The sequence below is a fragment of the Candidatus Pelagibacter sp. genome, from assembly GCF_052049995.1.
GTDB lineage: Bacteria > Pseudomonadota > Alphaproteobacteria > Pelagibacterales > Pelagibacteraceae > Pelagibacter.
This window is the reverse complement of sequence record NZ_JBNGYX010000002.1, coordinates 29063-53497: the sequence shown is the minus strand read 5'-3', so window position 1 is coordinate 53497 and position 24435 is coordinate 29063. Positions and strand designations below refer to the sequence as shown.

At 28.0% G+C, this 24435-nt stretch carries 28 protein-coding genes; 16 read left to right on the top strand and 12 right to left on the bottom strand.

Annotated features, from left to right (window positions below; translation table 11 throughout):
• Window positions 1–49 precede the first annotated feature (49 nt).
• From ACTT9Y_RS02570 to ACTT9Y_RS02545, 6 genes are read left to right on the top strand one after another with little or no spacing between them, the layout of a single operon-like run.
• Complete coding sequence (locus ACTT9Y_RS02570) at window positions 50–757, top strand: response regulator transcription factor (protein WP_440932871.1); 708 nt, start codon at window positions 50–52, stop codon at window positions 755–757.
• Window positions 757–2298: a sensor histidine kinase gene (locus ACTT9Y_RS02565; RefSeq protein WP_440932870.1), complete on the top strand. Its 1542-nt coding sequence runs from the start codon at window positions 757–759 to the stop codon at window positions 2296–2298. Before ACTT9Y_RS02570 ends, ACTT9Y_RS02565 begins: the two co-directional genes overlap by 1 nt.
• A 42-nt stretch (window positions 2299–2340) precedes the next feature.
• Window positions 2341–3627, top strand: a complete 1287-nt coding sequence (gene ahcY / locus ACTT9Y_RS02560; RefSeq protein ID WP_440932869.1) for an adenosylhomocysteinase — start codon at window positions 2341–2343, stop codon at window positions 3625–3627.
• Window positions 3611–4060 (top strand): tRNA (adenosine(37)-N6)-threonylcarbamoyltransferase complex ATPase subunit type 1 TsaE, encoded by a 450-nt coding sequence (gene tsaE / locus ACTT9Y_RS02555; protein ID WP_440932868.1) that lies wholly within the window; start codon window positions 3611–3613, stop codon window positions 4058–4060. Before ahcY ends, tsaE begins: the two co-directional genes overlap by 17 nt.
• Window positions 4061–4076: 16 nt before the next feature.
• Complete coding sequence (locus ACTT9Y_RS02550; protein ID WP_440932867.1) at window positions 4077–5021, top strand: phosphotransferase; 945 nt, start codon at window positions 4077–4079, stop codon at window positions 5019–5021.
• Between the two features lie 4 nt (window positions 5022–5025).
• Window positions 5026–5715 carry a sugar phosphate nucleotidyltransferase gene (locus ACTT9Y_RS02545; RefSeq protein WP_075484251.1) on the top strand — a complete coding sequence of 230 codons (690 nt, stop codon included), beginning with the start codon at window positions 5026–5028 and terminating at the stop codon, window positions 5713–5715.
• Here ACTT9Y_RS02545 and ACTT9Y_RS02540 read toward each other — a convergent pair.
• Window positions 5693–6400 (bottom strand): 2,3-bisphosphoglycerate-dependent phosphoglycerate mutase, encoded by a 708-nt coding sequence (locus tag ACTT9Y_RS02540; protein WP_440932866.1) that lies wholly within the window; start codon window positions 6398–6400, stop codon window positions 5693–5695. The two genes, ACTT9Y_RS02545 and ACTT9Y_RS02540, sit on opposite strands and share 23 nt — an antisense overlap.
• Window positions 6401–6445: 45 nt before the next feature.
• Between ACTT9Y_RS02540 and ACTT9Y_RS02535 the strand changes: the two genes are divergently transcribed.
• Together ACTT9Y_RS02535 and ACTT9Y_RS02530 are read left to right on the top strand one after the other, a co-directional pair.
• Window positions 6446–6841, top strand: coding sequence for a hypothetical protein (locus ACTT9Y_RS02535; protein WP_440932865.1), 396 nt, complete (start codon window positions 6446–6448; stop codon window positions 6839–6841).
• Window positions 6822–7421: a transglycosylase SLT domain-containing protein gene (locus tag ACTT9Y_RS02530; protein ID WP_440932864.1), complete on the top strand. Its 600-nt coding sequence runs from the start codon at window positions 6822–6824 to the stop codon at window positions 7419–7421. Before ACTT9Y_RS02535 ends, ACTT9Y_RS02530 begins: the two co-directional genes overlap by 20 nt.
• Here the strand turns inward: ACTT9Y_RS02530 and ACTT9Y_RS02525 are convergent.
• The 4 genes from ACTT9Y_RS02525 to msrA are packed head-to-tail and all read right to left on the bottom strand — an operon-like array spanning window position 7418 to window position 12801.
• On the bottom strand, window positions 7418–10540 hold the full coding sequence (locus ACTT9Y_RS02525) for an efflux RND transporter permease subunit (RefSeq protein ID WP_440932863.1): 3123 nt from the start codon (window positions 10538–10540) through the stop codon (window positions 7418–7420). The genes ACTT9Y_RS02530 and ACTT9Y_RS02525 overlap by 4 nt on opposite strands.
• Window positions 10541–10544: 4 nt before the next feature.
• Complete coding sequence (locus tag ACTT9Y_RS02520; protein ID WP_440932862.1) at window positions 10545–11540, bottom strand: efflux RND transporter periplasmic adaptor subunit; 996 nt, start codon at window positions 11538–11540, stop codon at window positions 10545–10547.
• A gap of 3 nt (window positions 11541–11543) precedes the next feature.
• Entirely contained in the window at window positions 11544–12356 is an 813-nt protein-coding gene (locus ACTT9Y_RS02515) for a sulfurtransferase (RefSeq protein WP_440932861.1), read from the bottom strand.
• Between the two features lies 1 nt (window position 12357).
• Complete coding sequence (gene msrA / locus ACTT9Y_RS02510; RefSeq protein ID WP_440932860.1) at window positions 12358–12801, bottom strand: peptide-methionine (S)-S-oxide reductase MsrA; 444 nt, start codon at window positions 12799–12801, stop codon at window positions 12358–12360.
• Window positions 12802–12835: 34 nt separating this feature from the next.
• On the opposite strand from msrA, the gene ACTT9Y_RS02505 reads away from it, so the two are divergent.
• Window positions 12836–13717, top strand: coding sequence for a DMT family transporter (locus tag ACTT9Y_RS02505; protein ID WP_440932859.1), 882 nt, complete (start codon window positions 12836–12838; stop codon window positions 13715–13717).
• Window positions 13710–14345, top strand: coding sequence for a DNA-3-methyladenine glycosylase family protein (locus tag ACTT9Y_RS02500; RefSeq protein WP_075484242.1), 636 nt, complete (start codon window positions 13710–13712; stop codon window positions 14343–14345). The genes ACTT9Y_RS02505 and ACTT9Y_RS02500 overlap by 8 nt, the downstream gene beginning before the upstream one ends.
• Here the strand turns inward: ACTT9Y_RS02500 and ACTT9Y_RS02495 are convergent.
• Genes ACTT9Y_RS02495 through ACTT9Y_RS02485 form a run of 3 tightly spaced genes read right to left on the bottom strand, consistent with a single transcriptional unit; the run spans window position 14342 to window position 15669 of the window.
• Window positions 14342–15031, bottom strand: a complete 690-nt coding sequence (locus tag ACTT9Y_RS02495; protein ID WP_075484241.1) for an XdhC family protein — start codon at window positions 15029–15031, stop codon at window positions 14342–14344. The two genes, ACTT9Y_RS02500 and ACTT9Y_RS02495, sit on opposite strands and share 4 nt — an antisense overlap.
• Window positions 15031–15360, bottom strand: coding sequence for an XdhC family protein (locus ACTT9Y_RS02490; RefSeq protein WP_075484240.1), 330 nt, complete (start codon window positions 15358–15360; stop codon window positions 15031–15033). Before ACTT9Y_RS02490 ends, ACTT9Y_RS02495 begins: the two co-directional genes overlap by 1 nt.
• 21 nt (window positions 15361–15381) lie before the next feature.
• Window positions 15382–15669, bottom strand: a complete 288-nt coding sequence (locus ACTT9Y_RS02485; RefSeq protein ID WP_075484239.1) for a DUF1330 domain-containing protein — start codon at window positions 15667–15669, stop codon at window positions 15382–15384.
• Window positions 15670–15712: 43 nt separating this feature from the next.
• On the opposite strand from ACTT9Y_RS02485, the gene ACTT9Y_RS02480 reads away from it, so the two are divergent.
• A complete protein-coding gene (locus tag ACTT9Y_RS02480) occupies window positions 15713–16036 on the top strand; it encodes a c-type cytochrome (protein ID WP_440932858.1) in 324 nt (107 codons plus the stop codon).
• Between the two features lie 8 nt (window positions 16037–16044).
• On the opposite strand, the gene puuE is transcribed toward ACTT9Y_RS02480, so the two are convergent.
• Genes puuE through uraD form a run of 4 tightly spaced genes read right to left on the bottom strand, consistent with a single transcriptional unit; the run spans window position 16045 to window position 18909 of the window.
• On the bottom strand, window positions 16045–16944 hold the full coding sequence (puuE, locus tag ACTT9Y_RS02475) for an allantoinase PuuE (protein ID WP_440932857.1): 900 nt from the start codon (window positions 16942–16944) through the stop codon (window positions 16045–16047).
• A complete protein-coding gene (locus ACTT9Y_RS02470; protein WP_440932856.1) occupies window positions 16941–17432 on the bottom strand; it encodes an ureidoglycolate lyase in 492 nt (163 codons plus the stop codon). The genes puuE and ACTT9Y_RS02470 overlap by 4 nt, the downstream gene beginning before the upstream one ends.
• Window positions 17429–18415 (bottom strand): allantoicase, encoded by a 987-nt coding sequence (alc, locus tag ACTT9Y_RS02465; protein WP_440932855.1) that lies wholly within the window; start codon window positions 18413–18415, stop codon window positions 17429–17431. Before alc ends, ACTT9Y_RS02470 begins: the two co-directional genes overlap by 4 nt.
• Window positions 18412–18909, bottom strand: coding sequence for a 2-oxo-4-hydroxy-4-carboxy-5-ureidoimidazoline decarboxylase (uraD, locus tag ACTT9Y_RS02460; protein ID WP_440908374.1), 498 nt, complete (start codon window positions 18907–18909; stop codon window positions 18412–18414). The genes alc and uraD overlap by 4 nt, the downstream gene beginning before the upstream one ends.
• A gap of 48 nt (window positions 18910–18957) precedes the next feature.
• Here uraD and uraH point away from each other — a divergent pair, with 48 nt between their 5' ends.
• Genes uraH through ACTT9Y_RS02435 form a run of 5 tightly spaced genes read left to right on the top strand, consistent with a single transcriptional unit; the run spans window position 18958 to window position 24429 of the window.
• Window positions 18958–19308 carry a hydroxyisourate hydrolase gene (gene uraH, locus ACTT9Y_RS02455; RefSeq protein WP_440932854.1) on the top strand — a complete coding sequence of 117 codons (351 nt, stop codon included), beginning with the start codon at window positions 18958–18960 and terminating at the stop codon, window positions 19306–19308.
• Window positions 19309–20745 (top strand): xanthine dehydrogenase small subunit, encoded by a 1437-nt coding sequence (gene xdhA / locus ACTT9Y_RS02450; protein WP_440932853.1) that lies wholly within the window; start codon window positions 19309–19311, stop codon window positions 20743–20745. It abuts the gene before it with no gap.
• Entirely contained in the window at window positions 20746–23061 is a 2316-nt protein-coding gene (xdhB, locus tag ACTT9Y_RS02445; RefSeq protein ID WP_440932852.1) for a xanthine dehydrogenase molybdopterin binding subunit, read from the top strand. It begins immediately after the preceding gene.
• Window positions 23051–23521 carry a nucleoside deaminase gene (locus ACTT9Y_RS02440; protein ID WP_440932851.1) on the top strand — a complete coding sequence of 157 codons (471 nt, stop codon included), beginning with the start codon at window positions 23051–23053 and terminating at the stop codon, window positions 23519–23521. The genes xdhB and ACTT9Y_RS02440 overlap by 11 nt, the downstream gene beginning before the upstream one ends.
• Window positions 23521–24429: a urate hydroxylase PuuD gene (locus ACTT9Y_RS02435; protein WP_440932850.1), complete on the top strand. Its 909-nt coding sequence runs from the start codon at window positions 23521–23523 to the stop codon at window positions 24427–24429. Before ACTT9Y_RS02440 ends, ACTT9Y_RS02435 begins: the two co-directional genes overlap by 1 nt.
• The last annotated feature ends 6 nt before the right edge of the window (window positions 24430–24435 follow it).

The following is a 24435-nucleotide window of genomic DNA, read 5'->3' as shown; positions in this document are numbered from 1 at the left end:
TTTATAACATTGCCCAAATTAGGACAATTTAGTATTTTTAAATTACTTTATGCAAAAACAAACAATAGCTTTGATAGATGACGATAGAAATATTTTAACAAGTTTGAGTATTGCATTAGAAAAAGAGGGTTTTAAAGTTCAAACATACATTGATGGTGAAAGCGCATTAATCGGTTTAACCAGAATGCCACCCGACTTAGCAGTCATAGATATTAAGATGCCCAAGATGGATGGAGAGGAATTATTAAAAAAACTTCGAAAAAAAACTTCCTTACCAGTAATTTTTTTAACATCTAAAGATGATGAAATTGATGAGTTGTTAGGTCTAAAGCTAGGCGCAGATGATTTTATAAAAAAATCAGGAGGTTTTTCTATAAAAGTTTTGATTGAAAGAATTAGAGTGCAGTTAAGAAAAAAAGATTCAAATAATATTCTAGAGGAAAATAAAAGTCTGATATCTCATGGAAGATTAAAATTAGATCCATCACAACTCGAGTGCGAATGGAATGGAAAACAGCTGCCTGATAAATTGACGACAACTGAGTTTTTAATTGTTAAAGAATTAGCAAAGAGGCCTGGTATAATTAAAGAAAGAGCTCAGCTTATGGATATAGCTTACCGAGAGGATACAGATATTGAGGATAGAACTATTGATAGTCACGTAAAACGAATTAGAAAAAAATTTAAAAAAGTAGATCCTGATTTTTCAGCTATTGAAACTAGGTATGGTAGTGGATATAGATGGAATGTTAGCTAATGTTTAGTAAATACTTAAAAACTCTTTCTATATTAAAAAAATTTTTGTTTATAAATTTTGTAATTTTTACAATTATTGGACTATTTACATTCATATATCTAAACAATATTCAGCCAAGTTTAATAAAAAAAAAATCTCAAAACCACACAAACATTATTAACAACACTATTGATAATATTCTAAGGCTAGATGTTAAATTCCAATCAGACGACATTAGAAGATTTTTATTTTCTACAAGGTTTATTTTTCAGAATTTAGATAGAGTAATATTTTTTGACGATCAACTTAACCTTATTGGAGACACTGATACATTAGATCTTGATCCAAGATCATTCTCTACAAGACTTGATAAAATTGAATTTGAAAGTTTAGATAATAAGGAAATAGAAAAAACTATTGAGGAAAAAAATATAAAAATTGATGAAAAAAAACCTGTTTCGTTCAAAGATATATTGAAAAATTATTCTAGTTCTGAAAATTTAGGAGCTCCTTACACATTTACGCAAGAAGGTTTAAATCAATTTAATGTAACAACAATTAAGAATGTTACAAAGAATGAAATTAATCTTGGTTATGTAGCTATTACAGAAAACGCTAATGAAATAAAGACAGCGATAGATGAGAGAAAAGCATTTGTAATAAGAACAGCTATATCAGTAGGATTTGTAATATTAATTTTTTCTTTTGTTTTAAGTAGATATTTTATTAAACCAATACAAAATCTCGTTGGATATACAATTCGTATCAAAGAAAAAAGTCAAACTAAACCAGGTATTGAAAATTTAAAAAAAAGAAATGATGAATTAGGACTTTTATCTAATTCTTTAGAGGATATGACAAATGAGCTTCAAAATAGAGTTACACATGCAGAAAACTTTTCTACAGATTTAGTTCATGAAATTAGAAATCCATTAGCATCTTTAAAAAGTGCATCGGAAATTTTACAAGACACAAATGATAGCGAACAAAGAAATAGATTATTGAATATACTTAGTCATGATGTTCAAAGAATAGAAAGATTAATTACTGATTATTCTCAAATGTTAAAGGACGAAGTTGCTTTAAGTAAAGAAAAAATGAAAAAAATTGATATTGAACCTATCATTCAATCTGTTGTTGATGATTATAACAATATTCATCAAGTGAAAAAAGGAATTAAAATTGAATATAAAAATGATGGAAAAGATAAATATTTAATAAATGGTATAGAAAACAGAATTGAACAAATCATTGCAAATTTATTAGATAATTCAATATCATTTAGTAAAGATGGCGCTAATGTTTTTGTTGATGTTTCTCTTAATGGAAAAAATCAAATATCAATAAAAATTATTGATGAGGGACAAGGATTTAAAGAAAAAGACACATCAAGAATATTTAAAAGATTTTATAGTAATAGACCTGAAAAATTTGGAGAACACTCAGGCCTAGGTTTAAATATAGTAAAAAACTTAGTTGAACTCCACGATGGTGAAATTGTAGCATCTAATCGTATTGATAAAGAAGGAGCAATGATAGAGATAAGATTTCCCAATGTTTAATCATTTCTTGATAAATAAATACTTAGCTGTATAAAGCTTGCCATGGAAGATTATAAAGTAAAAGACATTACTCAAGCTGCATTTGGCAGAAAAGAAATATCAATAGCTGAAAGTGAAATGCCTGGTTTAATGGCTTTAAGAGAAGAGTATTCTAAAAATAAACCATTAAAGGGTGCAAAGATTATAGGATGTCTTCATATGACAATTCAAACAGCTGTACTAATCGAAACTTTAGTTGCATTAGGTGCTGAAGTTCGTTGGTCTTCTTGCAATATTTTTTCAACTCAAGATCATGCAGCTGCTGCAATTGCAAAGGCTGGGATCCCTGTTTATGCCTGGAAAGGTGAAACAGAAGAGGAATATTTATGGTGCATTAAGCAAACTATAGTTGGAAAACCTGACTGGAAGCCTAACATGTTATTAGATGACGGTGGAGATTTAACAGCTATCATGCATAACGAGTATCAGGATTTAATGAAAGATATTAAGGGTGTTTCAGAAGAGACTACCACTGGAATTAAAGCATTAAATAAAATGGAAAAAGATAAATCCCTTTTGGTACCAGCAATAAACGTGAATGATTCTGTCACAAAATCAAAATTTGATAATTTATATGGATGCAGGGAAAGTTTAGTAGACGGGATAAGAAGAGCTACTGATGTAATGATGTCTGGAAAAATTGCAATTGTCGCTGGTTTTGGAGACGTTGGAAAAGGAAGTGCTGCATCTTTAAGACAAAGTGGTGCTAGAGTTTTAGTTACTGAGGCAGATCCAATTTGTGCTCTCCAAGCTGCAATGGAAGGTTATGAAGTGGTATTAATGGAGGAGGCTATAAGTAGAGCGGATATAGTTGTAACAGCCACAGGTAACAAAGATATTGTTACCGCTGACCATATGAGAGATATGAAGGATAGAGCTATCTTATGTAATATTGGTCATTTTGATAATGAAATACAAGTTGATGCTCTTAAGAATTATAAGTGGACTGAAGTAAAACCTCAAGTGCATGAAATAGAGCTGCCTAGTGGTAAAAGAATTATTCTTTTAGCTGAAGGAAGATTAGTTAATCTTGGTTGTGCAACTGGACATCCAAGCTTTGTAATGAGTGCATCATTTACCAATCAAGTTATTGCTCAAATAGAACTTTGGCATAATCATAAAAATTATAAAAATAAAGTTTATGTACTTCCAAAACATTTAGATGAAAAAGTAGCAACTTTGCATTTAAAAAAAGTTGGGGCAAAACTAACAAAATTATCAAAAGAGCAAGCAGATTATATAAGCGTTGGAACAGAAGGTCCTTTCAAACCAGATGCCTATCGCTATTAAAGATAGCACAATCGATATCACTTCAGAGAAGTTAACTAAAGAATTAGCTAAAGAATTCTCAAAATATCTTAAAGGCGGTGAGTTTGTTTTTTTATATGGAGAGATGGGTGTTGGTAAAACAACCTTTGTTAAATATTTTATAAATGAGTATCAAAAAAAAAATAATTTAATTCAAACAGAAATTACAAGCCCTACTTTTAGTTTATTAAATGAGTATCAGGTGAAAGATATAAGAATAAAACATTATGATTTATTTAGAATTAATAGGAAAGAAGATGTCAATAATTTAGACATTTTTGAAAAAGATAATAAATTAATAACACTTATAGAATGGCCACAATTGATTGCTGATAAACAAGATATAAAATTTATAACTTTAACATTTAATTATTTAAATCAATTAAATGATAGAACTGTAGATATAAAAGTTTAAATTAAAACCTGTTTTGATGAAAAGCTTGGCAAAATTAAAAAAAATAAAAGGTGACGCGTCTTTTAGAGAATTTTATAGAAACAGAGAAAATAAATCTATAATTGTAATATCCAAGAAAGAAAAGTTAAAAAATCTTTTAATTTATGATGCGGTAAATAAAATTTTAATTAAAAATAAAATTTTAGCACCAAATCTAATAAGCGAAAATTACATTAATAATTATATAGAAATAAATGACTTTGGAGATCAAACTTTGTTTCAAATTTTAAAAAATAAAAAGAATAATAAATATGTTATTTTTAAGAAGATAATAAAAATTTTAAATAAAATACAATTAATAAAAGATAAAAAAGTAAAAAATTTTAAAAATAAATTATATAAAGTTCAAGAATATAAAAACAAAACTTTGATTGATGAAACTAAACTTTTTTGTGACTGGTATGTGCCAAAGATATTGTCTAAATCCAAAAGTATTCAATTTAAAAAAAAATTTAGATTAGAGATAAAAAAATTATTATCAAAATTAAATTATAAAAATGTTACATTTGTTCATAGAGATTTTCATGTTTCAAATTTGATGTATTACAATAAAAAAATTGCAGTAATTGATAGTCAAGATGCACTAATTGGTAATAGAGCTTACGATTTAGCATCTTTAATTGACGACGTAAGATTGAAAACATCTAATGAACTGAAAGAGAAAGTATTTAAATTTTATATCAAAACAAATAAAAAAATTGATTTGGAAAAATTTAAAAAAGATTTTGAAATATTATCTGTTTTAAGGAATTTAAAAATAATTGGTATATTTATGCGCTTGGCTGAAAGAGATAATAAAAAAAAATATCTTAAATTAATTCCTTACGCTTGGGAATTGATTAATCATAGAATAAAAGAGCAAAATCAATTTAATAATTTGATGTTGTTATTAAAAAATAATTTTCCAAAATTTATAAGGTAAATTTGTGAAAATAAATACAGCTTTAATTTTATGTGCAGGTTTTGGTAAGAGATTAAACCCAATTACTTTAAACACTCCTAAGCCCTTATTAGAGATTAAAGATGTAAGTATGCTGGAGAGATGTATTAATTTAATCGAAAAACTAGGTATTCAAAAAATCTTAATAAATACTTTTTATTTAAAGGATCAATTTTCAGTTTTTTTAAACAGTAAAAATTTCAATATTGATATCAAAATAATTGAGGATGGTGAGCATATTTTAGATACAGGGGGAGGTATTCAAAATATGATTAAAGACTCCAATGAAAGAGATTTTATAATTTTTAATCCAGATACAATCTGGAGGAATGATTATAAAGACGAGATAATAAAAATGGAAAAAAAGTATTTTTCTGAAAAATTAGAAAACATTCTTCTCTTGGCAAATAAAAAATTAAGTTTCGATAAAAAATTAAAAGGAGATTTCAATTTAAAAAATAATTTAATTAACAAAGAGGCTGAAAAAGAATTTATTTACATTGGATGTCAAATAATTAATAAAAAATTATTTATTAAAGAGAAAATAGAAAATTACTCAATTTTGGAAATTTGGAATAATTTATTAGATCAAAAAAAGTTATTTGGTTATGAAAGCCAAAAAGACTTTTATCATTTAACTGATCTAGATATTTTTAAAAAACTAAAAGATCTTTAGCTCTTTCTTGATCAAGATATTTACAATTAGAAATTTCGCTGTTTTCTAATTCAATTAAAAGGGGGTTCCCAGTAGGAATTTCAAGTTTAGAGATTTCATTATTATCTAAATTAAACAAATATTTGCATAAAGCTCTTATAGAGTTTCCATGAGCGGAAATTAGAATATTTTCACTTGTTTTATTTTCTATCTCTTTTTTATAAAATTTTATTACTCTTTCATATGTATCTTTAAGTGACTCAGTATTTGGAATTTTTTCTAAGGGAATTTCTTTGTAAGTTTCAATATTAAGAGGGTGATATGGATTTTTTTTATCTAAAGGGTCTGGTCTTAGATCCCAAGAACGTCTAAATTGATGAACTTTTTCTTCTCCAAGTTTTTTTTTCATTTCATCTTTATTTAATCCAGTAAGAGCCCCATAATGTCTTTCGTTTAATTCCCATGCACTCTTTACTTCCTTAAAATCTTGCAATTCTTCTTGTATAATTTTTAAAGTATTTTTAGCTCTTAATTGAAAAGATGAGTAATACAGATTAACTCCAATATTTTCTTGTTTTATTAATCCACCAGCCTTTTTTGCCTCTGATTTTCCATTTTCTGTTAGATCTACATCAACCCAACCAGTAAATTTCTTTTCAAGATTCCACACACTTTGACCGTGTCTTACTAAAATTAAATGACTCATTTGTTTATCTTTTAAATCAATTTGATAAATAAAACTATATTATTAATGATTAATTATTTTTCGAAATATAAATTTATTTTCTATTTGTGTAATCTTATTCTTTTATTAGAATATTTATATCCTGGAAGTTTATTAGGATGTATAATCTTTAATAATTGTACAATTCAACCACAGTTGACTTCAGATTTTATTATTTCAACAAATCATTTTTACTCTTTTTTCATTCTTTCAGTTGTAGGATTTCTGACTTATATTAAAGCAAATCAAATTATTTATTTAAGTATTTATTTGATCTTTCTTTCTTTTTTATTAGAAATTATGCATTACATCATTCCAAATAGGAGTTTTGAATATCCTGATTTATTTGGAAATTTAGCTGGAGTAATTCTACCAATTGTTGTGAGACTCATCTTTAAAAAAAATGAAAATTTTAAAAATTAATTATTTATTCATTTTAATAATTTTAATTTCAGGTTGTTCATCTATTCCTAAAAATACTTCTAATAGTTGTGCAATATTTGATGAAAGATACACGTGGTATAAACATGCAAAAAAAACTGAAAAAAAATGGGGAACCCCAGTTTATTTGCAACTTGCTATTATAAAAATGGAATCAAGTTTTAATTGGTTAGCAAAACCTCCTAGACAGAAATTATTTAAAGTAGTGCCTTATAAGAGACCATCAAGTTCTTTTGGTTATTCGCAAGCGATAAAAGGAACATGGAAACAATACAAGCAAGAAACTGGAAATAAATTTGCAACAAGATCTAGATTTAAAGATAGTGTAGATTTTATTGGTTGGTATACAAATAAAACTGAAAAAATATTAAAAGTTTCAAAAAAAGATGCCTTTAAACAGTATATTGCTTATCATGAAGGGTGGGGTAACTATAAAAATTATAAAAATAATAAAAAAGTTATTAATTTAGCCAAAAGAGTGGAGAAACAATCAAATATTTATAAGCAACAATTATCAGAATGTAAAAATTCTTTATCAACGTCAAAATATATTATTTTTTAATTCAGCTGTTTTTTTAATTCTATATCAACTGCATCGATACGCTTAGTATTTTTTGCAAGAGCTAAATACATCGTTGGAGTTACATATAAGGTAAAGAAGGTTGAAATAATCATTCCTCCTAAAATTGTAGAACCTACGGCTAATCTAGAGCCTTCACCTGCACCAGGGCCGATATTACCAATAACTAACGGAAGCATTGCTATCATTGTACTAAGTGAAGTCATTATGATTGGTCGAATTCTTAGTTGGCAAGCTTTAATTATAGCGTCCTGAATTTTTACACCGGTAGTTCTTATCTGGTTTGTATAATCTACAATCAAAATACTATTCTTTGTAGATATACCAATGAGAATTATTAAAGCGATTTGAGAGAAAATATTTACAGAACTATTTAAAAATAAAATAAATACTAAGCCACCAAATACAGCTAATGGAACTGTTAAAATAATGATAAATGGATGAACAAATGAGTTAAATGTTGCTGCCATAACTAAATATGCAGTTAACAACGCAAGAGCAAAGATTAAGTATATTTCATTTGTTGTTTCTTTTAATTCTTCAGATTTTCCTTTCCAAGTAATTTGATTTTGAGGAGCAACTCTAATCATGACATCTTCCAAGTATTTTATAGCCTCTGTTAGAGTGTAATCTTCTGAAAGCGCAGCAGAAATTGTAACTGCTCTTTGACGATTGTATCTTGGAAGTGCTTCAGCAGTACCTTTCTCTTTAAACTCAACTAAACTTGCAACAGATACAAGTTTACCAGTTGTTTCAGATCTAACAAAAATTTTTGACAACCCATCTTTATCTCTTCTGTCTGCTAAATATTGTTGTAAAATAATTGGGTATTCTCTTCCCTCTTTGCTAAAAGTTGTTACTCTTTTCCCTCCATAAAGAGTTTCTAGAGTTCTACCTATATTTTCAGTAGAAACTCCCAAATCATTTGCTCTGTTTTTATTAGTGATTAATTTCACCTCAGGTTTATTTTTTGTATAATCACTTTCAATTCTAGACATATTTCTATTTTTTCTTAACTCTCTTAAGACACTATTTTGAATTTCCTCTAATTCTTCATAGCTAGATCCATATATCACCATTTGAACAGGCTTATTGTAACTAGATACTCTTATTGATTGTGGAGAAATTGGAAAGGCAAAAGTTTCGGGCACAGAAACCACTTGTCCAATTGCTTCTCTTAATATTGTTTGACTACCTTTATCTCTATTTTTCCATTCATCAAGTAATGCAATAATTATAAAGCTGTTATAAGACGTTGCAGATCTTCCAAAACCAGGAACTCTCATGATTAGTCTTGCATACGGACTATCTTCTGCCTGCAATAATTTTAATATTCTTCCTTCAATTATTTGCGCTTTTTCTTGAGTATATTCAAATGAACTTCCTTCATCAGTTGACCCAATGATTAAATAAGCACCCCTATCTTCAATTGGTATCAATTCTTTTTTAGAAAAACTAAATAAGTAAGCTGAGGCAGCAATAATTAAAATTATAAACACAGAAATTGTTTTTTGCTTATTCACCCAATATCTAAGAGAATTAATATAAAATCCTGTAAAAGATTTAAATCCATTATTAAATTTTTTTACAAAAAAATTAATTTTTTCTTTTTTATTTAAAAATTTACTACCTAGCATTGGAGACAATGTTAATGCCACAAAAGAAGATACAACAATTGAAAAAGATAAGGCTATTGCTGTTTCTTTAAACAAAGTTCCAGATATTCCTTTAATAAAAATTAAAGGTAAAAATACTGCTACAAGAATTAAAGTCGTTGCAATAATTGCAAATGTAATTTGTTTAGAACCTTTGTAAGCAGCCACTAAAGGTGTTTCTCCATTTTCAATTCTTGTATAGATTGCATCAGTCATGATTACAGAGTCATCAGTGATTATACCTATTGCTAGAATAAAACTTAGTAATACAAAAATATTAATTGATAGATCAAATATATATAACCCGAGAAATGATCCAATAAGACTAACTGGTAAAGCAACTGCAGGAACTATTACAGCTTTTAGGTTACCTAAAAAAAGATAAATAATTAAAACAACTAGTACGAATGCAATTACTAAACTTTTATATACTTCTTCAATTGCTGCACCAATGTAGGTCGCTCTGTTAAATGCTATCTCTAACTTTAATCCATCAGGTAAGGATTTGTTAAGTTCTTTAATTTTAATTTTTATTTGTTTAGAAAGCTCCACCGTTGATGCGCCACTTTTTGCATAAATTCCTATTCCTACGGTTTTTAAATTTACTGCATTTTTTCTTTGTGCTTTAAATAAAGTTTTTTCTGAGACAGGTCCAAACTCTATATTAGCCACATCAGATAAAATAATAACTTTTTCTTTATTTTTCTTAAGTGGTAATTGTTTAATAGTATCAATATTAGAATAGGATTTATCAATGTTTAAAGTTAAGTCTTTGTTATTAGCTTCTAAGGTTCCAGCTGGAAGATTTATGTTCTCATTTCTAAGAGCTCTTTCAACTTCTTGAATTGTAAGATTGTTTGCAGCTAATTTTATTGGATCTATCCAAACCCTAACACTAAGCTCTCTTAATCCACCAACTAAAATTCGACCTACGTTTGGTACGCTTGAAAATGCATCTATTAGATATCTTTCAGCATAATCACCAAGATCTAAATCATTCCATGTTGGAGATGATAAAGCAACCCACATTGTAGTTGTAAAACCTGCTGCCTGTTTTAAAATTTGTGGAGGGTTTGACTCACTTGGTAAATTATCTACAACTCTTGCAACTCGTTCTCTAATATCATTAGCTGCATCATCTAAATCAATGTCTGTGTTGAATTGAATATTAATTCTACTTCTTCCATTGAGAGAACTTGAGTCAATATTTTTGATTCCTTCAGCGCCTCCAATTACATCCTCTAATTTTTGAGTTATTTCTTCATCAACGATTTCAGCAGAAGCAGATTTATAATCAGTTTGAACTTGAACTACTGGTGGCTGTATACCATCTGGAAGTTCTCGTACTGGCAATTCTAAAAAGACGAAAACACCAAAAATTATCAATATTAAAGACATAACCCAAGCAACAACAGGTCGTTTAATGCTAACTTCAGTTATATACATTTAATTATTTTTTCTCTTTATCTGATTTTTTAAAAATATTTTTTAGCCAATCAAATTTACCTTTTTTTTCCTCAGCTTTTTTTGATTTGCCTTTTTTACCCCAGTTAGAATTTCCTTGTTTTTTTTTAGCACCTTTTTCAATAGGTCTGATTGTTAAATTCGGTCTTACTTTTTTTGTTCCTTCTGCAACAATTTTATCTCCATTATTTAATCCATCTAATATTTCTACAAAGCCTAAATATCTATCACCAATGGTTACCTTTGTTTTCATTACTTTATTTTTATCATCTACTTTATAAATAAAAACATTTTCACCCTCGACAATTGTACTAGTGTCAGGAGCACTTAAGCCATTTCTTACGTCATATTTAATTGATATTTCTAAAAATGAGCCAGGTAAAATTTCACCTGATGAATTGTCCATCTTAATTCTTGTTGCTAAAGCTCTAGTATCTTCACTTATCCTACTAGCAAAAGAGTCTACTTCACCTTTATAAATTTTATTTTTATATCCAGAAAATTTAATATCAACTGGCAGACCAACCTCAATAAATGGTACAAAAATTTCAGGTATATCTACATCACAATATATTGAGCTAGTATCTTCAAGATTAATTAATATTGATGATTTTGAAACCTCTATATCTTCCGAAAATTCTCTTTTTCCAATAACACCATCAAATTGAGCAATAACTTTTCGATTTTTAAGCTCAGCAATTACATCACCCTTTTTAACTTTTTGATTAAATTTTATAGGTTTTAATATTTCATATTTTTCAATTTTAAATGATTGTGTTTGAATTGGAGTTGCAGTCCCATAGGTATTAACAACATTTTCAAAAACTCTCTCTTGAGTAGTAGTTATTATTATTCCGGGAGGCGGTCTTTTACTAAATTTTTTTTTGAAATGATTTCCTATCATTGTTCTTCCAATGATCACTGTTGCAATGATTAAGAAAAATATGATTACTATACTTGTTATTTTTGTAGATGTTTTCATAAGTTAATTTTTTCCGTATTCAGCCCAAGAGCCATCGTAAATTGTCGGCATATATTTAGCATTTATTAAAGAATAAGCTAGTGCCAATACACTTGCAGTCACTCCAGAACCACATGAAAATACTAGATTTTTATCATGGTCAAATTTAAAGGATTTAAATTTTTCCATTATTTTATCTTTACTAACGAAAGTATGGTCTTCGTTTACCAGTTCAGAAAATGGTAGGCAAAAAGAATTTTTTATTGAACCACTTCTAAGACCTTTCCTTGGTTCAGCAACTTTGCCTTCAAATCTTTCTCTACTTCTTGCATCAATAACATTAAATTCATGTGAATTAATGTTTTCATCTATTTGTTTTTTATTTTTAACTAATTCTATATTTTCTTTACATATATACTTTGAAGTTTGATTGGTTACTTTTTTGTTATCTGTAGATTTATTTTCTTTTTTCCATTTTTTTAATCCACCATCAAGAACATGAACTAGTTTAGGATCATGTCCATAATAAATTAAATTGTACCAACATCTACAAGAACTAATAACATCAGAATTATCATAAATTACTATTCGATCATTATTTTCAATCCCCATTTTACCCATTATTTTTTCCCAAGATTTAGTATCAGTGAGCATGTGTGGTAAATCAGTATCCAATTTAGAATTTTTATCTAAATCAAAAAAAATAGCATTAGGAATATGTTCCTCTGTATATTCCTTAAAACCGTTTCTTTGAGTTTGAGGCATATGCCATGAGCAATCAATAATTTTTACTTTATCAATATTATTTTCTAACCAACTTGTATCAACCAAAGACATTTTATCTTTTTTCCAAATATCGTTGATGATATTCTTCAGCTGGACAATAATTTTTGACTAATGAAGTTTTTGTTACAACCTTTCCTGATAATTTGATGTTCTCTTTTTCAATTAATTTTTCAGCAATAATTTTTTGTTGATCATTTAAATAAAATATTTCACTTCTATATTGGGTTCCAAAATCTGGACCTTGGGAATTTAAGGTTGTGGGGTCATGAATTTCAAAAAAATATTCAAGAATTTTCTCGTAAGATATTACTCTAGGATCAAAGTCTAATTTTACTACTTCCGCATGATTTGTTCTACCTGTGCATACTTCTTTGTAATTTGTTTCGGCATTGTTTCCTCCACAATATCCTACTTCTGTTTTTATAACTCCATCAAGTTTACTAAACTTAATTTCTGGTCCCCAAAAACATCCTAATCCTAAAATTGCTATTTCCATTGATAATTAAGTTAATTAATCTAAAGTTAATCATATGCTATCAAAAAATCAATTAGGCTTTTTTTACATGTTCATATCAGTATGTGCATTTTCACTAATGGATGTGATTGTTAAATGGTCTGATGATTATCCCGTTGGACAAGTACTCTTTTTCAGAGGATTTTGCGGAATAATTCCTATTTTATTTCTTATTCCTAAAGACAGATATTTAGATTTTTACAAAACAACCAGACCGTTTTTGCATTTTAAAAGATGTTTAGCAGGATTAATTGCTTTGGTTTCTATATTTGTAGCTTTAAGAAATTTACCTTTAGCAACAGTTGTAAGTATTTCTTTTGCAGCACCAATATTTATAACAATATTTTCAATTTTTTTATTAAAAGAAAAAGTTGGTATTTATAGGTGGCTAGCGGTCTTAGTTGGATTTGTGGGTATAATTTTCATAACTGAACCAGGTTTTAGCTCTTTAAATTTATATTATATATATCCAATAATTTTTTGTTTAGGCCTATCTTACGTTGCTATTGCTATTAGAAAATTATCCTCAACTGAGCCAGCTTGGTTAATTAGTTTTTTCTTTTCATTTTCAATAATGCTTTTAAGTTTTTTATCTTTTTATCAGGGATGGATTTTGCCAAGTTTAATTGATTTATTTTTGTTGTCCATGGTTGGTATATTAGGTGGCCTTGCTAATTTATGGTTATCACAATCTTATAAATACTCAGAAGTAAGTTTAGTTTCCCCTTTAAAATACCTTGGATTAGTCTTTGCTATAATATTTGGATATTTTATTTGGAATGAAATACCAACTTCTAAAACATTATTAGGTGCTTTATTGGTTATTGTTTCATCTATTATTATATTTAGAAGAGAGATGTATTTGAAAAAAAAGCTATCTGTTTCACGACATGACTAAAACACCATCATATTGGAATAAAGCAAAAAAATATTTATCAGATAAAGATAAAACAATGTCAGCGTTGATTAAAAAGTATAAATCACCATCAGAGACAGTTCTTACTTCAAGAAAAGATGTTTTCTTTTCTCTATGTAAAAGTATTGTTGGTCAACAAATAAGTGTTGCTGCTGCTAATTCAGTTTTTTTAAAATTTAAAAAAAAATGTAAAAATAAAATTAATGCAAAATCTGTTAGTAAGTTATCTACCGCTCAATTAAAAAGCTGTGGTCTAAGTAGACAGAAGGTAAAAGGAATTAAAAGTTTAGCAAAACAAGTATTGAATAAACAGTTTAATCCAAGACTGATTTCAAAAATGTCTGATGAGGATGCTATTATTTACCTTTCTCAACTTAGACAAATTGGAAGGTGGTCAGCAGAAATGATCTTATTATTTACCTATAATCGACCCAATATTTGGCCTATACAAGATATTGGACTTTTAAGAGCTATTTCTCAAAATTATAATAAAAAATATTTACCTCCTGAACGTTATGTTTCTTATTTAAATAAAAAATTTTCACCTTATTGTTCGGTAGCAACATGGTATCTTTGGAGAAGTATAGATCCTGAACCTATCCAGTACTAAAGATTTTTATATTTGTTTGTCTCAGAAACTAGTTGTGCAACAATTGATAAAGCTATTTCAGGAGCAGATTTTCCCCCTAGTTTTATTCCAATTGGTCCATGTATAGAGTCAATTTCTTTATCATTAAATCCTTCATCTTTTAATCTTTTACATCTGTTGTTATGAGTTTTTTTACTCCCTAAAGCACCTATATAAAAAAACTTTTTTTTTAAAGCATGTTTTAACGCTGGCTCATCAATTTTTGGATCATGACTCAAAGTAATTAAAGCAGTATTAGAGTTTGTTTGAATATTTTTAAAAAATTCTTCAGGCCATTTATTGATAATTTTAACATTTCGAAATTTTTGTTTAGTTGTGAAATATTCTCTTGGATCAACTACAGTAACATCAAAATTTAAATCTTTTAAAAATTTAATTAAATATTGTGTTATATGTACTGCGCCAATGATAATAACTTCGATTGGTTTAATATAATTTTGAATTAAAATTTCGGTATTATTAATTACGCCACTTTTCTTTAAATTATAATAATTCTCTATATCGTTTTTATAATTAATAAAATTATTACTTAAAGGTATTCCTATTTTATATATTTCAGAGGATCCATTACTTAAATTAGTTAAAACAGCAAATTGTTCATCGGATGATTTTTTTTTTATTATTTCTTTAAGTATTTCTATTTTCATCAATTTATTTGTTCTATAAAAACAGTCATTTCTCCTCCACATGCAAGGCCTACGCTCCAAGCATTTTCATCTGAGACTTTGAAATCAATTTTCTTAAATGAATTTTTATTTTTTATTAGTTCAACACATTCAGTAATTACGCTTGTTTCCACACAACCACCCGAAACTGAACCTAAAAAATTACCTTTTTCGTCAATTATCATTTTGCTTCCAATTTGGAATGGAGAAGATCCCCATGTTTGAACTACAGTTGCAAGAACTACTTGTTTATCAGATTCAATCCATGAAATTGCTTCTTCTAAAATTGTATCTATAAATGGTTGTGTCATTTATTATGTTATTATTGAATTTTACATTCCTTCAAAAATAATGTGTTCTCTAACAGCATTATTTTCTAAATGTTTTCTAGCTTCAACATACTCTTCGGAATTGTAACAATTTTTTGCTGTTTCAATGTCTGGAAATTCTGCAAGTGCTACTCTAACCATTTCCCTACCTTCCAAAGTTACATTATTTGCACTTCTTGCTATTATTTTTCCAGAATATTTTTCAACCGCTTCTTTAGCTTTAATAGCATATTTTTTAAGTCTTTCGTCGTCTTTTATTTCAGTATAATTTGCAATCCAATAAGCTTTCATAATTCTCCTTTTTAAATTTTTTTAATTATGATACCAAATTTATGTGAAAAAATTATTTTTAAATTTCTTTAATACATTATTGTTTTTGATATTATTATGGTCAACCCACGTTAATGCTGATCAACTGTTTAATAAAGGAAAAGAAGTTTTTCTAGGGGCCGGTAATTGTGCAGCATGCCATATGCTTTCAGATGCTGGATCGAACGCAATGGTTGGTCCAAATTTAAATGAAATTAGACCTGATATTCAAAGAATTATAATGGCAGTTAGAAACGGTATAGGAGTAATGCCCGCAATGGAGGGTATACTAACTGATGAGGAAATAGAAGCGGTTGCTCACTATACTTCTATAGCTGCGGAACAATAATAAAAATTTTAACTATAATTTTTTATCCAATGTTTAGCTATGTCTACTCTTTTGCAGATCCAAATATCCTTAAATTTTGTGATGTAATTTAAAAATTTTTTAAGAGACTGTATTCTACCAGGTCTTCCAATTAATCTACAATGCAAGCCAACTGACATCATCTTAGGTGAAGTTTTTCCTTCCTCATAAAGTGCATCGAAACTATCTTTTAAATAATTATAAAATTGTTCACCTGAATTAAATCCTTGATTGGTTGCAAATCTCATATCATTGTTATCAAGTGTGTAAGGAATCATTAGTTGTTTTTTATTACCTTTTTTAATCCAGTAAGGAAGATCATCACTGTATGTATCGCTACAGTATAAAAAACTACCATTATTAATTACTAAATCTAAAGTATTTTCGCTACACCTACCTGTGTACCAACCAGCAGGTTGATTACCGAAAATCTTTTTTATAGATTTGACTGCAAGCTCCATATCATTCTTTTCTTTTTTCTTTGATACATTTTGATAGTCAATCCATCTCCACCCATGACTTGCAACTTCATAATTTGCTTTTTTTATAGCCGAACAAACTTCTTTATTTCTTTCCAATGCCATACCAACTCCAAAAATAGTAAGTGGAATTTTCTTTTTATTAAATAGATCATGAATTCTCCAAAACCCTCTTCTTGATCCATATTCATAAATTGATTCCATATTTAAGTGTCGACCTTTAATTGGTTTTGCTCCTATAATTTCTGATAAAAATACTTCTGAAGTTTTATCACCATGAAGAGTACAATTCTCTGCTCCCTCCTCGTAATTAAGCACAAATTGCAAAGCCAACTTAGCATTACCAGGCCACTTTACCTTAACTTTTTTGGAACCATATCCAACCAAATCTCTTGGATACTTTTTTTTCATTTTTTCAAAATAATTTTATCTTTTTTAAATTTATAAATAACAAGATTGTTTCCTTTTCCTTTTCTATCAACAATTAGAAAATTCATATTTTTCATAGAAATCAACGGAAAGTGCCAAATACCAGCATTATAATTAACCCCAGTTTGTTTTGGGACTAAAAAAGATTGGATTTTATTTACATCTGGTTTATCTCCTTTTGGTGCTACAAATACTAAAAATTTTGTATCTTCCATTGGTATAAAGGCTTGGCTTCCTAAAGGATGTTTTTCCATCATGTCAATTTTCATAGGAAAACTTCTTTTTTTTGCTTTAAAAATACTAACAATTGCTTTCCCTTTGTTTTTAGATGCATCTACGTTTATCAAATTATCAAATCTTTTTGCATAACCATCATTAATATTTATAGGATTTTTTTTTGACGTATCTATTAATTGACCAAATTTAGAAAAATTTTTTTTAGTAATTTTTTTTGCTTTTATTATTTTCATCTCACAAAATTTCCAAATGCCCTTATTCTTGAAATTCCACCGTCTGGATAGATATTTATTTTAAGATAATTTTCCTTACTTCTTTTAATTAAGAATTTTTTAAAAATATGTTTCTTGTGAGCTGACAGTTTTGACTTATTTAAAATAAACTTCCAATTTTTTGAATTATTGACAATTGATTTATTGGACAGATTTTTTGAAATGCTTGCAGTTTGAATTGAACAACTATCGGGGTAGTTTCCTTTAAAATGATGGGTATCTATCTCTAGTTTTTTTATTAATCCTGGTTTTCCAAATTTTATTATAAGCCAATCATAGTTTTTTCCTCTACTTCTTTTTGTTTCCCAACCATCTCCCATATTTTTTCCTTTACCAGGTGCTATAATATTTTCAGCCCTGCCGAAATGTTCATTATTACAACCAATAATTGAAGCGCCATTTAAAACAGATGTAAGGTTGATAGTTTTGTTATTTAAAAAGTTTTTCTCCATTTCAATTTTTCCATAAAGCCTTAGTCTTGCAACTCCACCATCTGGAAAAATGTTTAGTCTTATATAATTAAAAACAGATTTGTTGTTTGATTTGAAGCTATGGTTTCGGCTTGGCCCAAGTTTTTTTTTGCTCAGTAAAGAAATCCATTTTGTTTTCTTATTAGGCTTTGTTTTACTTAAGCAACCCTCTAACGAAGCATGTGTGGGATGGTTTCCATTGAAGTGTGTTGTGTCAATGTCTATATCAAATATCTTCCCAGGTTTACCAAGTTTTAAAATTAAATAATCAAAACCTTTTGATCTTCTTCTCCTTGTTTCCCATCCATCCATCCATTTACCATGTTTGTCAAATAGTCCATCTTTAAAAACTGGAGTTTCGATGTTTAATATTCTATGAGCAGCTGCAAAAAAATCGTCAGTCTTAAATATAACTTTAGATCCAATTCTTGGGTCCGCTAAGTTAATCATTTTTGCACTTATAAATTTTTTCATTTTTTATTTATTTCATTCAAACGAAAGGTTGCAATTTTTTTTACTTGTTTTTTTGCTTCAAGGAATTCACTTTCTACATCACTTTGTATTCTTTGTCTAAAATTATTCAAAATTTCATTTTTATCTTTACCTTTTACGGCAATTATAAAAGGAAAATTAAACTTTTTTTTATATTCTGAATTTAATTTTTTAAATTCTTCATATTCATCATTAGAACATTGGTTTAATTTTGCAGAGGCTTGTTCTGATATAGATTCAGAGGTCATTTTTTTTGCTACAGCAAGCTCAGGATGAGCATTTAAAATCTCTAAAATTTTATTCTTTTCGTAATTTTCATAAATATCAAGCATTTTAAACATAATATCTTCAAAGTTTTTAAATGGTTTTGACTCAAATGCTTCCACTGCAACTGACTCAGTTTTTTCAAAAACATTACCAAATAAAGACAAAAAATCAGACTTGTTAAGATCGTTAATGTTATCTATTGTTCTCATATAACTTTAAAATAATTAAAGTTTAAAATTAAATGATACTATAATTTTATGACAAAGCTCACAACTCATGTTTTAGATGTGTATTCTGGTAAACCTGGCAAAGGTATCCTAGTTGAGTTGTTTTATATTAATAATTCAGAGCGAAAAAAATTAACGTCAACAAAACTCAATGACGATGGTAGAGCTAATTCACCATTAGCTGAGGGAGATATTTTTGTTAAGGGTAAATATGAATTAGTTTTTCATATTGGTGATTATTTTAAAAATACATCTGCAGCTAGCGATGTTCCATTCCTGGATGATGTTATCATCAGATTTGGAATTTTAGATCCCTCACAGCATTATCATGTTCCTTTGCTTGTTTCACCTTGGAGTTATTCTACTTATAGAGGTAGTTAAGTGATATCGAACTCTGTTAAATTTTTATTAAATGATAAGCTTATAGTAATCAATAATCCTGATCCAAATCAAACCATACTTAATTATATTAGAACCGAATTAAAAAAGACTGGAACCAAAGAAGGATGTTCAGAGGGTGGTTGTGGCGCGTGTACAATTGTTTTAGGTGAATTAGTCGATAATAAGATTATATATAAAGCAATTAATTCCTGCATTTCATTTGTTCCATCATTAAATGGTAAACAACTTTTAATTGTAGAAGATTTGGTTTCCAAAAATGGCAAACTTCACCCTGTACAAGATGCGATGGTAAAATTTCATGGCTCTCAATGCGGTTTCTGTACACCAGGATTTGTTATGGCTTTATTTTCAATGTTTAAAAATAACAAAAATCTTAATAATGAATTAATAACAGATTCTATATCAGGTAATTTATGTCGTTGCACTGGATATAGACCTATAATAGATGCTGCAAAAAGTTTAGACAAGAAAAACAGGAATGATCAATTTAGTAAAAATAATAATAAAGTTATTCAATTATTAAAAAAAATTAAACCAAAAAATATTTATATTAAAAAAGATGATAAAATTTATTTTTCACCAAAGAACATTAAGGATTTAAAAAATATAATTAAAAAATACTCTAATTTTAGTTTTCTTGCAGGTGGAACAGACTTATCTTTAAAAGTTACAAAAGAAAGAAAAGAAATTCCTTTTATAATTGATTTAAAAGAAATAAAAGAATTAGACTTTATAAAAGTAAATAAAAATTACCTTGAGGTTGGCGCCTCTACACCTTTAATAAAATTTGAAAAAGAAATTAAAAAACATTATCCAGATTTTTATTTAGTTCTTAAAAGATACGGTTCTGTTCAAATTCGAAATGTAGGAACAATAGGTGGTAACATTGCGACAGCATCTCCGATAGGTGATACATTACCAATTTTGTTATCTTTAAATGCAGAAATTTTAATTGAAAGCTTCAATCAAAGAAAAGTTATTCCTATAAATAATTTTTTCCTTGATTATAGAAAAACTAAATTAAAAAAGAATGAATTTATTCACTCAATAAAAATACCATTATTTAAGAAAAATATTTTTAAAGCATTTAAAATATCAAAAAGATTTGATGATGATATTTCATCTGTTTGTGGATCTTTTAATTTTGAAATCGATAAAAATAAAATTAAAGAGGTTTTTATTGCTTTTGGAGGTATGGCAGCTGTACCAAAAAGAGCTAAAGCTTGTGAGAAAATTCTCAAGAATAAACCTCTTAATTTAAGTACTTTTAATCAAGCCAAAAATTATCTTGATAAAGACCTAAGTCCCATAGGTGATATGAGGGCAAGTAAAGAATATAGACTAGAGATAGCAAAAAATTTATTGATGAAATGTTTCGTAGAAATAGATTCTAATAAGCTAACAAGAGTTAATTAAATGAGCAAAGAGAACTATATTAATGATGTAAGACCACATGATAGTGCTTATAAGCATGTAAGTGGATACGCTGAATACACTGACGACATTAATGAACCAAAAAATACAATTTATGGTGCTATTGGTCTAAGTAAAAAAGCTCATGCAATAATCAAAAAAATAGACTTAAGCGATGTAAAAAAAAGTGAAGGGGTGATATCAGTAGTCACTCAAAATGATATCTCAGGAAGGAACGATGTAGGACCTGTTTTTGATGGTGATCCAATATTTCCAGATAAAAAAGTTGAGTTTTTTGGTCAACCATTGTTTGCTGTAGCTGCCACAACTACTGAACTTGCAAGAAAAGCAGTATTAAAGGCAAAAATCACTTATAAAGATTTAAAACCAGTTATCACAATAAAAGATGCTTTAAATAAAAAACAGTTTTTATTTAAGCCTAGAAAAATTAAAAAAGGAAACCCTTCTAAGAAAATTAAAAATTCAAAATATAATTTGAAAGGAATCTTTACAACCGGAAGTCAAGAACACTTTTATTTAGAGGGTCAGGCAGCGTTTGTTATACCTAAAGAAGATGATAATTTTTTAGTTTACAGTTCAACACAACATCCTTCTGAGACACAACAATTAATTGCAAAAATGTTAAATCAGAAAAGTAATTCTATAAATGTTGAAGTAAGAAGAATTGGAGGTGGATTTGGAGGGAAAGAGACAAATTTTATGACTGCATGTATTTGTGCGTTGCTGGCAAAAAAAACATGTCAGCCTGTAAAATTAAGACTAGATAGAGATGATGATATAATTTTGACTGGTAAAAGGCATGAATTTTTATCTGAATACGAAGTTGGATTTAATGATGAAGGAATTATTGAAGGATTAAAAATTAACTTATCATCAAATTGTGGAATGTCGCCTGATTTATCAGCAGCAATAAATGAAAGAGCTCTTCTTCATATAGACAATGCGTATTACATATCAGATATCGAGGTAACAAATAATTTATGCAAGACAAATATTCCAACTTCAACTGCATTTAGAGGCTTTGGTGGAAATCAGGGTATGATGGCTATAGAAAATGTTATTGATAATATTTCAAGGTATTTAAAAATAGATCCTATTCAAGTTCGAAAGAAAAATTTTTATCAAAAAGATAAAAAAAATATAACTCACTATGGAATGACTATTGAAGACAATGTGATTAATGAAATATTTAAAAATTTAGAAAATAAATCTAATTATAAGAAAAGATATTCAGAGATAAAAAAATTCAATGAAAAAAATAAATTTAAAAAGAAGGGTATAGCTATTACACCAGTAAAATTTGGGATTTCATTTACAACAATTCATTTAAATCAAGCTGGTGCTTTAGTGCATATTTATACAGATGGAAGTGTTTACTTGAACCATGGTGGTATAGAAATGGGTCAAGGGACTCATACAAAAATAGCTCAACTAGTGGCCAATTCCTTGGGATTACCATATAATTTAGTACATATTTCATCAACAAATACAGCTAAGGTTCCAAATACTTCAGCTAGCGCTGCATCTTCAACCACAGACCTTAATGGTGCTGCAGCATTAAATGCAGTAGCAAAAATTAAATTAAATTTAGAAAAATTTATTAAAAAAAAATATAAGATTTATAATCAAGAAGCAATTTATAAGGATCAATATATAATATTTGGAAACAGACAATTTGAATTTAAAAGTATTATTCAAGAAGCATATTTAAATAGAATTTCTCTTTCATCCTCAGGTTTTTATTCAACGCCAAAAATAAACTTTGATAAAAAAAAATTTAGAGGAAGACCATTTTATTATTTTTGTTATGGTGCAGCTGTTTCAGAAGTAACTATAGATACACTGACAGGTGAAAATATCCTAGAAAGAGTTGATATTTTGCATGATGCAGGGAAACCAATAAATCCTGCACTTGAATTAGGTCAGATCGAAGGAGGTTTTGTTCAAGGACAAGGTTGGTTAACTATTGAAGAACTAAATTGGAAATCAAATGGTCAGATTACAACTTTCTCTCCATCAACGTATAAAATTCCTGCCGTAAGTGATATTCCAAAAAAATTTAATGTAGAAATTTTTAAAGATGGAATAAATAAAGAAAAAGTTGTTAATAAAGCAAAGACAACAGGCGAACCTCCTCTAATGTTAGCTATGAGCGTTTTTTATGCAATTAAAGATGCAGTTGCTTCAGTTGGAAATTATCAGTTTGCGCCAGAACTTAATGCGCCAGCAACACCTGAAAGAATTTTAATGAGTATTAATAAAATTAAAAATAAAATAAAAAAAAAAAATGGAAGATAAAAAAAAATTTATGACAAAAGCCATTGAACTTTCAATAAAAAGTGCGAATACCATAGGTGGTCCCTTTGGAAGTGTTATAGTTAAGGATCAAAAAATTATTGCAGAGGGCTCTAACAAAGTTACTTCCACAAATGATCCAACTGCTCATGGAGAAATAGTAGCAATTAGAGAAGCTTGTAAAAATTTAAATACTTTTGATCTATCCGGATGCGAGATTTATACATCTTGTGAACCTTGCCCGATGTGTCTTTCAGCAATTTATTGGTCAAGATTAGATAAAATATATTATGCAAACACTAGAGAAGATGCAAAAAATATAGATTTTGATGACTCTTTTATTTATACAGAAATTCCGAAAAAAATTGATGATAGAAAAATTAAAATGGTACAAATGCTTAGAGAAGAAGCTTTAAAAGCTTTTGAAATTTGGGATAAAAAAGTAGATAAAATAAAATACTGATGGAATTTTTACCTTATACAATTAAATGGTTAGAAGTTATTCTAAGATGGGGCCATGTAGTATTTGCAATATTATGGGTAGGTAACAGTTTTTTATTTAATTACTTAGACAATAATTTAAATAAAAATATAACAAGCAATGATGTCGATGGAGAAGGATATCTGATGCATTCTGGTTTTTTTTATAAACTTTCAAGGTTAAAAACCTCACCACCACAGGATTATTTAAATAGATTAGTAATTTTTAAATGGCAAAGTTACCTAACTTTTGTAACAGGAATGTTGCTCTTAGTTGTAATTTATTATTATAACGCCGGTGTATTAATGGTAGATAAACGTGTCCTGTTGATGCCTCCTAGTTACGCCATTATTATTTCGCTTTTATCATTAATTATTTTTTGGTTTATTTATGATCTATTGTGTAAATCAAAATTGATTGAAAATAATGTACTATTTATATTTACAGCAATTATTTTATTAGCAGCTGTTTCCTTTGGTTTAACAAAATTGTTTGGACCAAAATTTGCAATTTTGAGTGTTGGACTAATTATAGGAACCAATATGTTTGGTAATGTTTTTACAGTAATTATACCCAATCAAATGAACATCATCAGCAGTAGTAAAAGAGGTGAAAAATTTGATATGAGTTTATCTCTAGCAGCTAAACAGAGATCAATTCATAATAATTATTCCACTTTTTTAGTATTGTTTATAATGCTTTCTGGACACTCAAGTTTCTTAGTTTATCATCAGTATAATTGGTTAATATTATGTGCATTAGCAGTTATTACTGGAGTAGCACGACATTATTTTAATTTAAGAGGAAGAAACATTCATAGGTTGTATATCTTAATATCTTCAATAATTGCACTTATCGTTCTTGCAGTTTTAGTTTTATTATTTAAATAAATAGAT

Bases quoted from the DNA above. Each gene is read 5' to 3' on its own strand.
- ACTT9Y_RS02570 (WP_440932871.1), top strand. From the start codon at position 50: ATGCAAAAACAAACAATAGCTTTGATAGATGACGATAGAAATATTTTA.
- ACTT9Y_RS02565 (WP_440932870.1), top strand. From the start codon at position 757: ATGTTTAGTAAATACTTAAAAACTCTTTCTATATTAAAAAAATTTTTG.
- ahcY (WP_440932869.1), top strand. From the start codon at position 2,341: ATGGAAGATTATAAAGTAAAAGACATTACTCAAGCTGCATTTGGCAGA.
- tsaE (WP_440932868.1), top strand. From the start codon at position 3,611: ATGCCTATCGCTATTAAAGATAGCACAATCGATATCACTTCAGAGAAG.
- ACTT9Y_RS02550 (WP_440932867.1), top strand. From the start codon at position 4,077: ATGAAAAGCTTGGCAAAATTAAAAAAAATAAAAGGTGACGCGTCTTTT.
- ACTT9Y_RS02540 (WP_440932866.1), bottom strand. From the start codon at position 6,400: ATGAGTCATTTAATTTTAGTAAGACACGGTCAAAGTGTGTGGAATCTT.
- ACTT9Y_RS02535 (WP_440932865.1), top strand. From the start codon at position 6,446: ATGATTAATTATTTTTCGAAATATAAATTTATTTTCTATTTGTGTAAT.
- ACTT9Y_RS02530 (WP_440932864.1), top strand. From the start codon at position 6,822: ATGAAAATTTTAAAAATTAATTATTTATTCATTTTAATAATTTTAATT.
- ACTT9Y_RS02525 (WP_440932863.1), bottom strand. From the start codon at position 10,540: ATGTATATAACTGAAGTTAGCATTAAACGACCTGTTGTTGCTTGGGTT.
- ACTT9Y_RS02520 (WP_440932862.1), bottom strand. From the start codon at position 11,540: ATGAAAACATCTACAAAAATAACAAGTATAGTAATCATATTTTTCTTA.
- ACTT9Y_RS02515 (WP_440932861.1), bottom strand. From the start codon at position 12,356: ATGTCTTTGGTTGATACAAGTTGGTTAGAAAATAATATTGATAAAGTA.
- msrA (WP_440932860.1), bottom strand. From the start codon at position 12,801: ATGGAAATAGCAATTTTAGGATTAGGATGTTTTTGGGGACCAGAAATT.
- ACTT9Y_RS02505 (WP_440932859.1), top strand. From the start codon at position 12,836: ATGCTATCAAAAAATCAATTAGGCTTTTTTTACATGTTCATATCAGTA.
- ACTT9Y_RS02500 (WP_075484242.1), top strand. From the start codon at position 13,710: ATGACTAAAACACCATCATATTGGAATAAAGCAAAAAAATATTTATCA.
- ACTT9Y_RS02495 (WP_075484241.1), bottom strand. From the start codon at position 15,031: ATGAAAATAGAAATACTTAAAGAAATAATAAAAAAAAAATCATCCGAT.
- ACTT9Y_RS02490 (WP_075484240.1), bottom strand. From the start codon at position 15,360: ATGACACAACCATTTATAGATACAATTTTAGAAGAAGCAATTTCATGG.
- ACTT9Y_RS02485 (WP_075484239.1), bottom strand. From the start codon at position 15,669: ATGAAAGCTTATTGGATTGCAAATTATACTGAAATAAAAGACGACGAA.
- puuE (WP_440932857.1), bottom strand. From the start codon at position 16,944: ATGAAAAAAAAGTATCCAAGAGATTTGGTTGGATATGGTTCCAAAAAA.
- ACTT9Y_RS02470 (WP_440932856.1), bottom strand. From the start codon at position 17,432: ATGAAAATAATAAAAGCAAAAAAAATTACTAAAAAAAATTTTTCTAAA.
- alc (WP_440932855.1), bottom strand. From the start codon at position 18,415: ATGAAAAAATTTATAAGTGCAAAAATGATTAACTTAGCGGACCCAAGA.
- uraD (WP_440908374.1), bottom strand. From the start codon at position 18,909: ATGAGAACAATAGATAACATTAACGATCTTAACAAGTCTGATTTTTTG.
- uraH (WP_440932854.1), top strand. From the start codon at position 18,958: ATGACAAAGCTCACAACTCATGTTTTAGATGTGTATTCTGGTAAACCT.
- xdhB (WP_440932852.1), top strand. From the start codon at position 20,746: ATGAGCAAAGAGAACTATATTAATGATGTAAGACCACATGATAGTGCT.
- ACTT9Y_RS02440 (WP_440932851.1), top strand. From the start codon at position 23,051: ATGGAAGATAAAAAAAAATTTATGACAAAAGCCATTGAACTTTCAATA.
- ACTT9Y_RS02435 (WP_440932850.1), top strand. From the start codon at position 23,521: ATGGAATTTTTACCTTATACAATTAAATGGTTAGAAGTTATTCTAAGA.